This window comes from Serratia ureilytica, from assembly GCF_013375155.1.
Classification (GTDB): Bacteria; Pseudomonadota; Gammaproteobacteria; order Enterobacterales; family Enterobacteriaceae; genus Serratia; species Serratia ureilytica.
Genome location: NZ_JABXOF010000003.1, coordinates 334754 through 348020 on the forward strand (window position 1 = coordinate 334754; position 13267 = coordinate 348020).

Consider the following 13267-nt stretch of genomic DNA (forward strand, 5'->3'; position numbering starts at 1 on the left):
TTGTACTAGTTCAAATAAGATTAGCAGTTTCTGCGGCCAAAAGTAAGGGGTTCCATGGATAAACATTACGTGCTCGACATTCAGTATGCAGGAAAAGCCTTTGCCCGCCTGCAGCTGTTCACCCCGTGGGCAGCCGATCAGCTGGAGCAGGCCTGCGCGCTGTTCCCGGCCGCACAGGGTTATCAGGTGCAGCTCAGCCAAGTCAGCGAACGCCGCATCGTCTACCAGAGCGGCGCGCAAGGCATCACGGTGCTGGGCGAGTCGCTGGCGCTGATCCCCTTCACTCACGCTAGCGAGGTTAAACAATGAAAAAAGCCGTCGCCATTCGGCACGTCAACTTTGAAAACCTGGGCATCCTCGGTTCCCTGCTGTCACTGCGCGGCTATCAGATCGATTATTGCGATGCCGGCCGCGATGATATTCGTGCTATCAATAATGAAGAGACCGATCTGTTGGTGGTGCTCGGCGGGCCGATCAGCGCCGCTCAGCACTTTTCCGGCGAGCAGCGGTATGATTTTCTCGACCATGAATTCGCGCTGGTCAAACAGCGCCTGGCGCAGCGGCGGCCGACCCTCGGGGTTTGCCTCGGCGCGCAAGTGATCGCCCAGGCGCTGGGCGCTGAGGTTATTTCGCTCGGCGTGAAAGAGATAGGCTTCGCCCCGCTGACCACGCCGCCGGCGGAAGAGGAGTCGGTGCTGGCGCCGCTGGCCGACACGCCGGTACTGCACTGGCACGGGGATATGTTCATGATCCCGGACGGCGCCCGCTGCCTGGCCGGCACGGCGGTATGCCCGCATCAGGCCTTCGACTATCAGGGGTTCGCGCTCGGCCTGCAGTTCCATTTGGAGGCGGATTATCGCGATATCGAACGCTGGCTGATTGGCCATGCCTGCGAGCTGGAACTGGTCGGCATCGCGCCCCAGACCCTGCGCGACCAGGCCGCGCGCCACGGCGCGCAGCTGGAACAGCGCGCGCGGCAGGTGTTCGCGCGCTGGCTGGATAACAACGAACCAAGGAAGTAACTCATGCAACAGGCTTCACCTTTGCGGTCACCGTCTATCGACGTGATCAGCATTCAATCTCAGGTGGTCTACGGCAGCGTCGGCAACGGCATCGCCTACCGCGCTCTGCTGAAAAAGGGACTGGAGGCGCTGCAGGTGCCCAGCGTGCTGTTCGGCTGCCCGCCCTATTACGGCAAACCGCACGGCGGTGTCATCTCCGGCGATTGGTTCGGCGGTTTTCTCGACGACCTGATCGCCCGCGGCGTCATGAAGCGCGCACGGGCGGTGATCGTCGGCTACCTGGGCGACGTGATGCAGTGCCATATTCTGGCCAACTGGCTGCAGCGGGTGCGCTCGCTCAATCCGCAGATAAACATCTATATCGATCCGGTGATGGGCGATTACGGTGAGGGGATCTACGTGGATGAGCGCATCGTCAACTGCTATCGCTCGCCGTTCCTGCGGCTGGCCAACGGCCTGACGCCGAACGGTTTCGAACTGGAGCAGCTGTGCGGCCGGCAACTGAGCAGCCGCGAGCAGACACAACACGCCGCGCAGGCGCTGTTGAACGACACTACCGAATGGGTGTTGGTCACCAGCGCACCGGGCGTAGCGCAACACGAAGACGAAGTGGGATTGATGCTGGTCACCCGGCAGGAAACGCAGTGCTTTACTCATCCGAAGGTCAAATCGGCGGTCAAAGGCACCGGCGATCTGTTCACCGCGTTGCTGGTCAGCCATCTGCTGCAGGGCGCTGCGCTCGACGCGGCAGTGGTTGCCGCCGGCGATGAAGTGTGCGGCGTACTGGCCGAAGCGGCGCATTTCGGTTGGGAAGAAATCGGCAGCCTGCGGGCGTTAAAACCGTAAGGCCTGTGGAGAGTCAGGGGCAGCGTGCCGCCCCTGATAAATATCAGCGTTTTTTCTTTTTGTTGAAATCCAGCTCGAAGGCGAACACCGCGCTCTGAATTTTGCGCTCCATCGCCAATCCGAGCTTAAGAAAGCGGCATGACAGGCGCGAGAAGTGCACCACCTGGTCGTTATCGTCGGTTTCCTGATCGTCGTTGACCACCACCAGCTCCATGTTGACCTTGAAGCTGCCGTAGCTGCCCAGATCCAGCTCCGCTTTCTTGAACTGCAAGCCTGGCTGGAAGAAATCCGGCAGCGGGCCGTCGAAGCGTAAACCGACGCCGCCGGCGGAGAGATCGTGGATCCGCAGCTCGTACGGCGTGCCGTCCGGGTATTCGCCGGTACAAAAGAATTGGCGCCAGTGCGGCGTAGTGATGCGGAATTGACGGCGACGCTGGATATAGACCAGCTCCTGCGGCAGCCGGGTCGAACAGGCCTGTACGCCCTGATGTTCGGTCAGCTCCGCCTGGGGGACGGAAAACTCGATTTTGGCGTCGTTGCTTTCAATCACGATGGTGCAAGCGCCGTCGATGGCGCTCGAGGCTTCCTCACCGCTAAACACGATATTGTCCGGCCCGACGCTCAATAACAGACTTTGAAACCGGTGCTGCTGATTTTCTACGCGCAGCGGCGTGCGTTGTTTGCAAATTTCTCGCAGAATCGCCAGAACTTCAAAACGCTCCCGTTTGATAAACAGTCCGTTATCGCTGTGCTCCACACGTGTCTCCTGACTTTTTTTCTAATGACGTCTTACGTATTCCTTACGGTTATCATCTCTGGGAATATTCCTAAAGTCAAATTTGCCAGCGTTGCCAGGCCTGCGGCAGCAGGCGCGCGAAACGTTTCGCCCATGCCTGTTGCCCGCGTTCGTCAGCGACCAAATCCTGGCGAATTTCGATGCCGACGTAAGGCAAACCGCGGCGCTCCGCGTGCACCGGCAACGTGTAATCGGTGGCGTCCGTCATCGCATAAGGTTCGTTAATACCCACCTGCAGATCCCCCTCTTCACGCAGCAGTTCAGCCAACAGCAGCGCAAATTCCGGGTAGCGGTTAAACAGCAGCCCCACCTGCCAGGGGCGCGATTGGCCCTTGAACACCGGCGTGAAGCTGTGCATGGCGATCACCGCCGTCGGCAGTTCACGCAGTTGGCGTTGCCCCAGATGCTCGTCGATGGCGTGGTGATACGGCAAAAATACCTCGCGCTCACGCGCCAGCGCGTGTTCGGCGTCGATGCTGATATTGCCGGGGATGGGCGTCAGTTCAGACAAATGCGGGATCGAGCTGGCGATGCCGGGCGCCCGGTTGCAGTCGATCACCAACCGTGAGTAACGCTGATGAATCAGCGTGGCGTCCAGTTGGCGGCTCAGATGGCGCGATACGCCCAGCGCGCCGATATCCCAGCCGATGTGGCGCTCGATCTCCCCCGGCGGTAAGCCGAGATCCCCGAGGGATTGCGGTATCGCCTTGCCGGCGTGATCGCACAGCAGCAAAAATGGCGCTTTGCCGCGCGGGGTTTCAACGGCGGCGGCGGGCGGTTCATCGGCGGACAATAACGGCGGGATAAACGAATGAGGCATGAAAGGCTCCGGCGGTGGAAAGCAAAACGTTTATCGTAGCGCTATCCCGTCGCCGGCCCCAAGGTCGTACTTAGATCAAAAAGGCATGAGTCAGACGCCGATCATGCCGTCTCGGCTTCCTGCGGCTGATGCACCGCAATATAACGTTGATAACGCGACGGCTTGAGCCGCGAGGTATCCACCAGCACCAGGCCGTCGATGCAGTTGTTGAAGGCCGGATCGGTGCCAAAGTCGATAAACTGCACCCCGCCCGGTTCGCACAGCTCGGTGTACTGTTTGTACAGCGTCGGGATCGAGCAGCCGATGTTGCTGAGCAGGCTCTTCAGCCGCACCAGATCTTCCTGGTAGTTATCCCCGGCAAACTGCGCCAGCACCTGCGGCAACGACGCCGGATAAGGACGACGCGACTGCGCGAAGGCGTGGTCCGGCGAGAAATAGAGTCGATAGAAGGCGATCAACAGATCCCGCGCCGCCAGCGGCATGCCGCCGGAAATGGATACCGGGCCGAACAGATAGCGATACTGCGGGTATTTCGACAGATAGGCGCCGATGCCCAGCCACAAATAATCCAGCCCGCGCTTGCCCCAATAGGCCGGCTGAATGAAGCTGCGCCCCAGTTCGATGCCCTGCGCCAGGATCGGTTCCATATCGCGGTCATAGTGGAACAGGCTGTTGCTGTAGATGCTCTCCAGGCCCTTACGCGCGATTTGTTCGGCGGTGGGGATAAAACGATAGGCGCCGACGATCTCCAGCTCCTCTTCATCCCACAGCACCAGGTGATAATAATCGTCGTCGTAGCTGTCCAGATCGCGGCGGCGGCCGGATCCTTCCCCCACCGCGCGGAAAGCGATCTCGCGCAGGCGCCCCAGCTCGCGCAGGATCGGCGTGCGCGCTTCATCGTGACGGCGATAGAGATAGATGGTTTTGCCGTCCGGTGTCACCCCCAGTCTTTCGCAGTTCGCCAGCGCCTTTTTCAGCTCCAGACGCTCTTCCGGCAACGCGATCGGCGATTCGCTGGCGAACAGCCCCGGTTTGCCCTGGCCCAGGCGATACACGTGGCGGCGAAAGCGCTCCGCCAGATCCTTGGCGCTGGTGTGGCCATCGTGCCAGTTGGCGAACGGCACGCGGCCGCCGATGCGGATCCTGATGCGCCCGCCCCGCTGCTGGAACATTTCACGCACCAGCAGCAGCGTCGACAGCGGACGATAGACCAGCGAGGTAAAGTAGAACAGGTTGCTGTTGCGCGCGCTGATATGAATCGGCACGATCGGCGCGCGCGCCTTGGCGGCCAGACGCAGAAAACCGGTATGCCAGTGGCCGTCGCGGATGCCTTTCGGGCTCATGCGCGACACTTCGCCGGCCGGGAACAGGATCAGCGCGCCCTGATTGTCCAGCTGCTGCTGCATGCCTTCTATCTGTTTGCGGCTGGTTTTATAAGCGACGTTATCCACCGGCACGAACAGGTTGCGCAGCGGTTCGATGTAAGTCAGCAGTTGGCTGGCCACCACTTTCACATCCGGACGCACCGCCGCGACGGCGCGCAACAGCACCAGTCCGTCGAGCGAGCCGATCGGGTGATTGGCCACGAGCACCACCGGCCCCTGGCTGGGGATGTTTTCCAGATCGCCGTCCACCAGCTCGCAGCTGAGGTTAAAGTAGTCCACCACCTGCTCGATCAGATCGAGCCCTTTCAGGTGGGGATAGTCGGCGGCGAACTGTTTGAATTCTTTTTCGAAGAGAAGGGTTCTTAGCAGGCTGCGCTGCCAGGCAGGGGTATTGCGGTGTGGAAATGCATCTTGCAACAGAGAATCCAGGCTGAACATCGCGTTATCTCCTGACGTAGTCGCTGCAAACTTAAGCCAGAGCCATGACTCTGACATGTCAGTCACATGACAATAAAATGAATCCATCGACTATCAGGTATAGCAAAGTAATGGCGATTTGGGAGCGAAAGACGCATTTTCGCCCCCACTTCCCCTCACATCGGCGCCAGCAACGCTTCAATGCGGCGGTTCACCGCCTCACGCAGGCGCTATCGGCTGCAGATCCTCGCCGGGATGGGCCACGAACGGATCGCCGGAGGGAAACGCATGGCCGCTGTCGTTCACCCTCACCCGCTGCAATGCGGCGCTATTACACGCGCCGGCATAAAAAAACAGTGAAAGCCCGGCGGCTGCCGAATTATCGCTGCGGCTTTCGGCCTCGACGGACTGAATAATTAAATGCCGGGAATTGTCGACTGAAAAATAACGAATTTGCCGTTTTCACTTTGCGTTGACGCTGCTTTCGGTTGGCGCTCAAACGAAAGCAAAATCAAATATAACCAACTGATAGATATAGATATTTTAAAATTAATCGATTGCATTTCAGTGTTTCGTTTGCTGTAATTCGCCACGAACAACTGAAAGCGCTCCGGTCGGTATCGCTGCGGCTTATTAAGCCGCGGTCGGGCACGGCTACAGGTAAATCAGGAGTCTGCGTTAATGATCACTACCGCAAAACGCCGGGAATTAATTATCGACCCGCTGTGCCGCGAAGGCGCGTCGCGCGTGGAACCGCTCAGCCAGCTGCTTTCGGTCTCCAGCGTCACCATCCACATCAATCGCGACGTCAAACACACCCTCGCCGACGCCAGCAAATTCGGCCGCACAAGTTTTTGCACGATCGCGACATCGGCCAGATCCACCGCCTGGTCACCGACAGCCGCATTCCGGAACACTGTCTGCAGGCGCTACACCCTTTAGGGATCGACGTGATTATCGCCGACCGTTAACCGAGGCTTTTTAAGGAGCTGTCATCATGAACGCGTATTTCTCTTACGAGGCGAATTGGCTGAAGCAGCGCAACGCCTGGCACACCGCCGCAGAAATTTGGCAACAGCCGGATCTGTGGGCGGCGCTGCACCGGCAGCTGCAGGATAAACAGGCGCAATGGCAGCCGTTTCTGGCGCCGCTGCTGGCCAATCCGCGCCTGCAGATCGTGCTGTGCGGCGCCGGCAGCTCAGCGTTCGCCGGCCGCGCCCTGGCCCCCTGGCTGCGCGAACGCACCGGCCGCGACGTGGTGGCCTACGGCACCACCGATATCGTCGCCAACCCGCTGCAGTATCTCGACCCTGAGCGGCCGACGCTGCTGGTCTCCTTCGCCCGCTCGGGCAACAGCCCGGAGAGCGTGGCGACGGTGGAGCTGGCCGACCAACTGCTGCCGGAAAGCTACCACCTGATGCTGGTGTGCAACCCGGACAGCAAGCTGGCGCAGTATGCGCATCGGCGCGACAACGTCTGTTCGCTGGTGATGCCGCAAGGTTCTAACGATCAAAGCTTCGCCATGACCTCCAGCTTCAGCTGCATGATGCTGAGCGCCGCGCTGCTGCTCGGCCCCCTGTCGCTCGAGGCCGCCCAGGCGCCGCTGCACGCCATGGTGCAGCGCTGCCGCGCTCTGCGAGAAACGTTGCCGCCGCAGGTGAAGGCGCTGGCCGCCGGCGGTTTCCGCCGCTACATCACCCTCGGCGGCAGCTGCTTTACCGGCCTCGCCGAAGAGGCCTCGCTCAAGATGCTGGAGCTGACCGCCGGGCGCATCGTGACGCGCTACGACTCGCCGCTCGGCCTGCGTCATGGTCCGAAATTCATGGTCGACGGCCAGACGCTGGTGGTGTTGATGTTCTCGCGCGACGACTACGCCCGCCAGTATGACCGCGATCTGTGGAACGAACTGCAGCGCGATGGGCAGGCGATGCAGCTGGTCGGATTGACCGGCGGGCGCCAACCCCTCGCCGATACCCTGCTGCATATGCACGATGCGGCAGACGATATCTGGCTGCTGTTCCCGTATCTGCTGTTCACCCAAATGCTGGCCTTCGAGAGTTCGCTGGCGCTGGGGCTGACCCCAGACAACCCTTGCCCGACCGGCGAGGTTAACCGGGTGGTGAAAGGCGTGACGATTTACCGTTTTCCTTCCCCCGAGCTGTAAGGAGATCCCATGTATCTGATAGCCAACCGAGACATGCTGCTCAAGGCGCAGCGCCAGGGTTACGCCGTTCCGGCGTTTAACGTTCACAATCTGGAAACCGTGCAGGTGGTGGCGGAGACCGCCGCCGAGCTGCGCTCGCCGGTGATCATGGCCGGCACGCCCGGCACCTTCAGCTATGCCGGCACCGACTACCTGATCGGTATCTGTCAGGCGGCCGCGCACCGCTACGATCTGCCGCTGGCGCTGCATCTGGATCATCACGAAGAGCTCGATGACATCGAGCACAAGGTGAAAAGCGGCATCCGCTCGGTCATGATCGACGGCTCCCATTTGCCGTTCGAGCAGAATATCGCCAAGGTGGCCGCCGCAGTGGCCCTGTGCCATCGCTACGGCGCCAGCGTGGAGGCGGAGCTGGGCCGCCTGGGCGGGCAAGAGGACGATCTGATCGTCGATACGGCGGACAGCTTCTATACCGACCCGGTGGCGGCACGCGAGTTTGTCGCCGCCACCGGCATCGATTCGCTGGCGGTGGCGATCGGTTCCGCCCACGGCCTGTATCACGGCGAACCGAAGCTGGACTTCGAACGCCTGGCGCTGATCCGCGAACAGGTGGACGTGCCGTTGGTGCTGCATGGCGCCTCCGGCATTCCGGAAGCGATGGTCAAGCGCGCGATCTCGCTCGGCGTTTGCAAGGTCAACGTCGCCACCGAATTGAAAATCGCCTTCGCCGATGCGGTGAAAAGCTACTTTTCACAGCACCCGGATGCCAACGATCCGCGCAAATACATCGTCCCCGGCAAGCTGGCGATGAAAGAAGTGGTGGCGGAAAAGATCCGCATCTGCGGCAGCAGCGGCATGCTGTAATCCCACGCCCGCCCCCGGTTTCAGTGGCTGCACCACGGGGGCGAAAACATCCCGCCATTTTCCGCTTTCCTGAGAGAACGATCACAGCCTGTTATCCCGCCCGCGCCTGAAACCATTAACCGGTCTTCACTATGATCCAAATCATGGTTTTACTCATCCTACCTCTCTATTATCAAATCCATTGAATGCAGGCAGTAGGATTTTTGCCCATTCGTTTTTATTTCGCCAAGCGAAATAGCTTATTTGATGAAAACAAGCGCGCTTGTTTTTTAATTGGCAGTGTTTTTACTCTGAAAGGAACAGCGTATGAACCATTACTTAGCCGTATTAAGCGCATTGGTCATTCTGCCCTTCGCTCTGCAAGCAAAACCGCTTTCCGGCAGCCAGGTCGCCTCTGGCGTCGTCCGCTTCACCGGCGCCATTACCACGCCTGCATGCACCGTCAAACATCAGGATGAAAAGCTTATCTCCAGCTGCTTCGGTAAAGTGACGGAATATCAGAACGGGTATATATCCTCTTCGTTAAAAGCGATGCCAAAAGAATTAGTTTCTGCCGTCAGCAGTGAGATGGTGAATAACGATCCCCATTTAAAACGCGTGACCATCAGCTATAAGTAACCACAAAGCGTTACTGCCTGCTGAAATAATAAACAAGACACAACTTGACTTGATGACTTATAAATTTATTTTATAAATTTATCACACAATAACTCCCCGACTTACCGTAAGCCGGCTATTCGGGCGACCCTGCGGTCGCCCATCAGCATGTCCGAAATCCGCCATCGCTCCCTTGCGTTTCATGCGATAATCGCCCTACCAAACCGAGGAGTGATCCAGATGCAGACTTTTTTGATTGATCGTACCGCCACGCCGGTGGGAGAACTGGTGCTGATTGCCGATGAACAGGGGCGCCTGCGGGCGATTGACTGGACCGATCACGAAGCGCGCCTGATGAAGCTGCTGAATACCCACTACCGCGCCGATCGGTTCACCCTGCGCGAACAGCGCGATCCCAGCGGACTGACCGACGCCATGCAGCGCTATTTCGCCGGTGAACTGAGCATTATCGATCGGTTGCCGGTGATGACCGCCGGCACCGAGTTCCAACGCACCGTCTGGCAACAACTGCGCCAAATCCCCTGCGGCGAGATCCTGACCTACGGCCAGCTCGCGCAACGCATCGGCCGTCCGACCGCCTCGCGCGCGGTCGGCATGGCCAACGGTTCAAATCCGATCAGCATCGTCGTGCCCTGCCACCGAGTGATCGGTTCGCAAGGCGCACTGACCGGCTATGCCGGTGGCGTACAGCGCAAACAATGGCTGCTGCAGCACGAAGGCTACCTGCCTAAAAGCCTGCTGTAGCCGCGCCAGGCGATTATCCGGCGCCATTGTTTGGCGACGCTTAATAAAGCCCATTGCTCAACGCCACGCTCGCAGGCCGCTGGGCCCTATGAATAACTTGTGTGAATAAAACGCATAAGTCACAAATAATACTCATAACTTCAGTCCCCTACAGAATAATCGGCGGCATGTGTGCGTAAAATTCGCACACAATGCCCCTATTCAGACTAATGCTACCCTTATCAGCTGCGGCAAAAGATGTTAAAATTGACTCATATCAATTATTGAATGAGCGTAATCTATGATCCCGGAAAAACGCGTGATTCGTCGTATCCAGTCTGGTGGTTGTGCGATCCATTGCCAGGACTGCAGCATCAGCCAGCTGTGCATTCCTTTCACCCTTAATGCCCACGAGCTGGATCAGCTCGACAACATTATCGAGAGGAAAAAGCCTATTCAGAAAGGCCAGACCCTGTTCAAGGCCGGCGACGAGCTGAAATCGCTGTACGCGATCCGTTCCGGGACCATCAAGAGCTACACCATCACCGAGCAAGGCGACGAGCAGATCACCGGCTTCCACCTGGCGGGTGACCTGGTGGGCTTTGACGCCATCGGTGGCCTGAAGCACCCAAGCTTCGCCCAGGCGCTGGAAACCTCGATGGTGTGCGAAATTCCGTTCGAGACCCTCGACGATCTGTCCGGCAAAATGCCAAACCTGCGTCAGCAGATCATGCGGTTGATGAGCGGCGAGATCAAAGGCGACCAGGACATGATCCTGCTGTTGTCGAAGAAAAACGCCGAAGAGCGCCTGGCGGCGTTCGTTTACAACCTGTCGCGCCGCTTTGCGGAGCGCGGTTTCTCTCCGCGCGAGTTCCGTTTGACCATGACCCGCGGCGATATCGGCAACTATCTCGGCCTGACGGTGGAAACCATCAGCCGGCTGCTGGGCCGCTTCCAGAAAAGCGAAATCCTCAGCGTGAAAGGCAAATACATCACCATCGAAAACGCCGACGCCCTGTCGGTGCTGGCCGGTACGCCGCGTATCAACGTGACCGTCAACGCCTGATTCTCCTGCCGGATCACCATTTCCCCGAAATTGTTGATCCGGCACGCTTCTGTTGTTGTTCTGTTTTTCAATGTTGGGTTACTCTGTAAATTAACAGACTGTTGATTTCAGCTGTAAGGAGGCCCTATGGCGAAGTATCAGAATCTTCTGGTGGCTATTGACCCCAATCAGGACGATCAGCCGGCATTGCGCCGCGCCGTGTACCTGGTAAAACGGAACGGCGGGCGCATCAAGGCCTTCCTGCCCATCTATGACTTCTCTTACGAAATGACGACCCTGCTCTCCCCGGATGAAAGAACGGCGATGCGGCAAGGTGTGATCAGCCAACGCGCCGCCTGGATCAACGAGCAGTGCCGCTTCTATCTCAACGACGGCGTGCCGATCGAAATCAAAGTGGTCTGGCATAACCGCCCCTTCGAAGCCATCATTCAGGAAGTGCTTTCCGGCCAACATGACCTGCTGCTGAAAATGGCGCACCAACACGACCGGTTGGAGTCGGTGATCTTTACCCCCACCGACTGGCACCTGCTGCGCAAATGCCCTTGCCCGGTGTGGATGGTGAAAGACCAGCCCTGGCCGGAAGGCGGCAAGGCGCTGGTGGCGGTCAATCTGGCCAGCGAAGAACCCTATCACGACCCGCTCAATATCAAACTGGTGCAAGAAACCGTCGAACTGGCGCAAAACGTCAACCAGACCGAGGTTCACCTGGTCGGCGCCTATCCCGTTACCCCGATCAACATCGCCATCGAATTGCCCGACTTCGACCCGAGCGTCTACAACGACGCCATTCGCGGCCAGCATCTGATCGCCATGAAGGCGCTGCGGCAAAAATTCTGCATTAAGGAAGAGTTCACCCACGTGGAAAAAGGCCTGCCGGAAGAGGTGATCCCCGATTTGGCCGAACACCTGCAGGCCGGCGTGGTGGTGCTGGGCACCCTGGGCCGCACCGGCATTTCAGCCGCCTTTATCGGCAACACGGCGGAACATGTGATCGATCATCTGAAATGCGACCTGCTGGTGATTAAACCGGAAAACTTCAACTGCCCGATCGAGGCGGATGAAGACGATGAACACGACGACGAAGATTAAGCTTCGCGCATAAAGAAACGGGCCGCTGAAAAGCGGCCCGTTTTTCTTTGGTTGCCCAATTTTACTTCTGCAACGCCCGCAAAATCGCTTCCACGCTGTCTTTGGCGTCGCCAAACAGCATTTGGGTGTTCTCCTTGAAGAACAGCGGGTTCTGCACGCCGGCGTAGCCGGTGTTCATCGACCGTTTGAACGCGATCACGTTCTGCGCTTTCCACACTTCCAATACCGGCATGCCGGCGATCGGGCTGCGCGGATCTTCCAGCGCCGCCGGGTTCACCGTATCGTTGGCGCCGATCACCAGCACGGTGTCGGTATCCGGGAAATCGTCGTTGATTTCATCCATCTCCAGCACCACGTCGTACGGCACCTTCGCCTCTGCCAGCAGCACGTTCATGTGGCCCGGCAAGCGCCCCGCGACCGGGTGAATGCCGAAGCGCACCTTCACGCCGCGCGCCCGCAGTTTTTCGGTGATTTCCGCCACCGGATACTGCGCCTGCGCCACCGCCATGCCGTAGCCCGGGGTGATGATCACCGAGGTGGAGTTTTTCAACTGCTCGGCCACCTCTTCCGCCGTGGTTTCACGGTATTCGCCCATCTCTTCGGCATCGCCGGTGGATGAACCGTCGCTGCCGAAACCGCCGGCGATCACGCTGATAAACGAGCGGTTCATCGCCTTGCACATGATGTAAGACAGGATCGCCCCCGAAGAGCCCACCAGCGCGCCGGTGACGATCAGCAGATCGTTGCTCAGCATGAAGCCCGCCGCGGCCGCCGCCCACCCCGAGTAGGAGTTGAGCATCGACACCACCACCGGCATGTCGGCGCCGCCGATCGAGGCGACCAGATGCCAGCCGAACGCCAGCGCGATCGCCGTCATCAGCAGCAGCGTCACCACCTGCCAGCCCACGCTGTCGGTGCGCACGAACGCCACCAGCAGCAGGAACGAGATCACCAGCGCCGCCAGGTTCAGCTTGTGGCGATTCGGCAGCATCAACGGCTTGGAAGAAATGATGCCGCGCAGTTTGCCGAAGGCGACGATCGACCCGGTGAAGGTCACCGCACCGATAAAGATGCCGAGGAACACTTCGGTCAGATGGATATTCGCCATCACCGGTTCCATCGGCGCACCGTGATCCAGATAGCTGTTGAAACCGACCAGCACCGCGGCCAGGCCAACGAAGCTGTGCAGCACCGCCACCAGCTCCGGCATTTCGGTCATCTCGACCTTCTTCGCCAGATAGACGCCGATCGAGCCGCCGATGATCATGGCGATGATGATCCAGCCGACGTTGCCGGAATCCGGCCCCAGAATGGTCGCGATCAGCGCTATCGCCATGCCGGCGACGCCGAACAGGTTGCCCTGCTTCGACGTTTCATGACGCGACAGGCCCGCCAGGCTGAAAATAAACAAAATAGCGGCAACAATGTATGCAGCTGTAACCAATCCTCCAGACATT

General features: G+C 59.1%; 13 protein-coding genes and 1 pseudogene. 10 read left to right on the forward strand and 4 right to left on the reverse strand.

What is annotated here, in order from left to right; all coding sequences use genetic code 11:
* Positions 1 to 54 precede the first annotated feature (54 nt).
* The 3 genes from HWW83_RS08085 to HWW83_RS08095 are packed head-to-tail and all read left to right on the forward strand — an operon-like array spanning position 55 to position 1868.
* The gene (locus HWW83_RS08085) at positions 55 to 309 is read left to right on the forward strand and encodes a hypothetical protein (RefSeq protein WP_033643198.1); all 255 of its coding nucleotides are present in this window, start codon (positions 55 to 57) and stop codon (positions 307 to 309) included.
* Positions 306 to 1022: a glutamine amidotransferase gene (locus HWW83_RS08090; protein ID WP_176589195.1), complete on the forward strand. Its 717-nt coding sequence runs from the start codon at positions 306 to 308 to the stop codon at positions 1020 to 1022. The genes HWW83_RS08085 and HWW83_RS08090 overlap by 4 nt, the downstream gene beginning before the upstream one ends.
* A 3-nt stretch (positions 1023 to 1025) precedes the next feature.
* Entirely contained in the window at positions 1026 to 1868 is an 843-nt protein-coding gene (locus HWW83_RS08095) for a PfkB family carbohydrate kinase (RefSeq protein ID WP_049210152.1), read from the forward strand.
* Between the two features lie 43 nt (positions 1869 to 1911).
* Here HWW83_RS08095 and HWW83_RS08100 read toward each other — a convergent pair whose 3' ends face one another.
* The 3 genes from HWW83_RS08100 to olsF form a co-directional block, all read right to left on the reverse strand.
* Positions 1912 to 2625: a flagellar brake protein gene (locus HWW83_RS08100; protein WP_033643201.1), complete on the reverse strand. Its 714-nt coding sequence runs from the start codon at positions 2623 to 2625 to the stop codon at positions 1912 to 1914.
* A gap of 76 nt (positions 2626 to 2701) precedes the next feature.
* On the reverse strand, positions 2702 to 3484 hold the full coding sequence (locus tag HWW83_RS08105; protein WP_033643202.1) for an N-formylglutamate amidohydrolase: 783 nt from the start codon (positions 3482 to 3484) through the stop codon (positions 2702 to 2704).
* A gap of 101 nt (positions 3485 to 3585) precedes the next feature.
* A complete protein-coding gene (gene olsF / locus HWW83_RS08110; RefSeq protein ID WP_033643203.1) occupies positions 3586 to 5307 on the reverse strand; it encodes a bifunctional ornithine lipid synthase OlsF in 1722 nt (573 codons plus the stop codon).
* 798 nt (positions 5308 to 6105) lie between these two features.
* Between olsF and HWW83_RS25855 the strand changes: the two are divergent.
* The 7 genes and pseudogenes from HWW83_RS25855 to uspE all read left to right on the forward strand — a co-directional run.
* Positions 6106 to 6257, forward strand: a pseudogene (locus HWW83_RS25855) (transcriptional repressor AgaR); the annotation flags it as partial.
* 26 nt (positions 6258 to 6283) lie between these two features.
* Positions 6284 to 7450 (forward strand): SIS domain-containing protein, encoded by a 1167-nt coding sequence (locus tag HWW83_RS08120; protein WP_176589196.1) that lies wholly within the window; start codon positions 6284 to 6286, stop codon positions 7448 to 7450.
* 9 nt (positions 7451 to 7459) lie between these two features.
* Positions 7460 to 8314, forward strand: a complete 855-nt coding sequence (locus HWW83_RS08125) for a tagatose bisphosphate family class II aldolase (RefSeq protein ID WP_033650298.1) — start codon at positions 7460 to 7462, stop codon at positions 8312 to 8314.
* Between the two features lie 306 nt (positions 8315 to 8620).
* Positions 8621 to 8932, forward strand: a complete 312-nt coding sequence (locus tag HWW83_RS08130) for a YmdA family protein (protein WP_033643206.1) — start codon at positions 8621 to 8623, stop codon at positions 8930 to 8932.
* 219 nt (positions 8933 to 9151) lie between these two features.
* Complete coding sequence (gene ogt, locus HWW83_RS08135) at positions 9152 to 9676, forward strand: methylated-DNA--[protein]-cysteine S-methyltransferase (RefSeq protein WP_004938274.1); 525 nt, start codon at positions 9152 to 9154, stop codon at positions 9674 to 9676.
* A 280-nt stretch (positions 9677 to 9956) separates the two neighbouring features.
* Complete coding sequence (gene fnr, locus HWW83_RS08140; protein ID WP_004938278.1) at positions 9957 to 10721, forward strand: fumarate/nitrate reduction transcriptional regulator Fnr; 765 nt, start codon at positions 9957 to 9959, stop codon at positions 10719 to 10721.
* Between the two features lie 126 nt (positions 10722 to 10847).
* Entirely contained in the window at positions 10848 to 11810 is a 963-nt protein-coding gene (gene uspE / locus HWW83_RS08145; RefSeq protein ID WP_004938281.1) for a universal stress protein UspE, read from the forward strand.
* A 61-nt stretch (positions 11811 to 11871) separates the two neighbouring features.
* Here uspE and pntB read toward each other — a convergent pair whose 3' ends face one another.
* A complete protein-coding gene (gene pntB / locus HWW83_RS08150; protein ID WP_025159771.1) occupies positions 11872 to 13266 on the reverse strand; it encodes a Re/Si-specific NAD(P)(+) transhydrogenase subunit beta in 1395 nt (464 codons plus the stop codon).
* Position 13267 lies beyond the last annotated feature (1 nt).

Coding starts and splice junctions, on each gene's coding strand:
- HWW83_RS08120 (WP_176589196.1), top strand. CDS start 6,284: ATGAACGCGTATTTCTCTTACGAGGCGAATTGGCTGAAGCAGCGCAAC.
- uspE (WP_004938281.1), top strand. CDS start 10,848: ATGGCGAAGTATCAGAATCTTCTGGTGGCTATTGACCCCAATCAGGAC.
- HWW83_RS08095 (WP_049210152.1), top strand. CDS start 1,026: ATGCAACAGGCTTCACCTTTGCGGTCACCGTCTATCGACGTGATCAGC.
- HWW83_RS08130 (WP_033643206.1), top strand. CDS start 8,621: ATGAACCATTACTTAGCCGTATTAAGCGCATTGGTCATTCTGCCCTTC.
- pntB (WP_025159771.1), bottom strand. CDS start 13,266: ATGTCTGGAGGATTGGTTACAGCTGCATACATTGTTGCCGCTATTTTG.
- fnr (WP_004938278.1), top strand. CDS start 9,957: ATGATCCCGGAAAAACGCGTGATTCGTCGTATCCAGTCTGGTGGTTGT.
- ogt (WP_004938274.1), top strand. CDS start 9,152: ATGCAGACTTTTTTGATTGATCGTACCGCCACGCCGGTGGGAGAACTG.
- HWW83_RS08090 (WP_176589195.1), top strand. CDS start 306: ATGAAAAAAGCCGTCGCCATTCGGCACGTCAACTTTGAAAACCTGGGC.
- HWW83_RS08105 (WP_033643202.1), bottom strand. CDS start 3,484: ATGCCTCATTCGTTTATCCCGCCGTTATTGTCCGCCGATGAACCGCCC.
- olsF (WP_033643203.1), bottom strand. CDS start 5,307: ATGTTCAGCCTGGATTCTCTGTTGCAAGATGCATTTCCACACCGCAAT.
- HWW83_RS08085 (WP_033643198.1), top strand. CDS start 55: ATGGATAAACATTACGTGCTCGACATTCAGTATGCAGGAAAAGCCTTT.
- HWW83_RS08125 (WP_033650298.1), top strand. CDS start 7,460: ATGTATCTGATAGCCAACCGAGACATGCTGCTCAAGGCGCAGCGCCAG.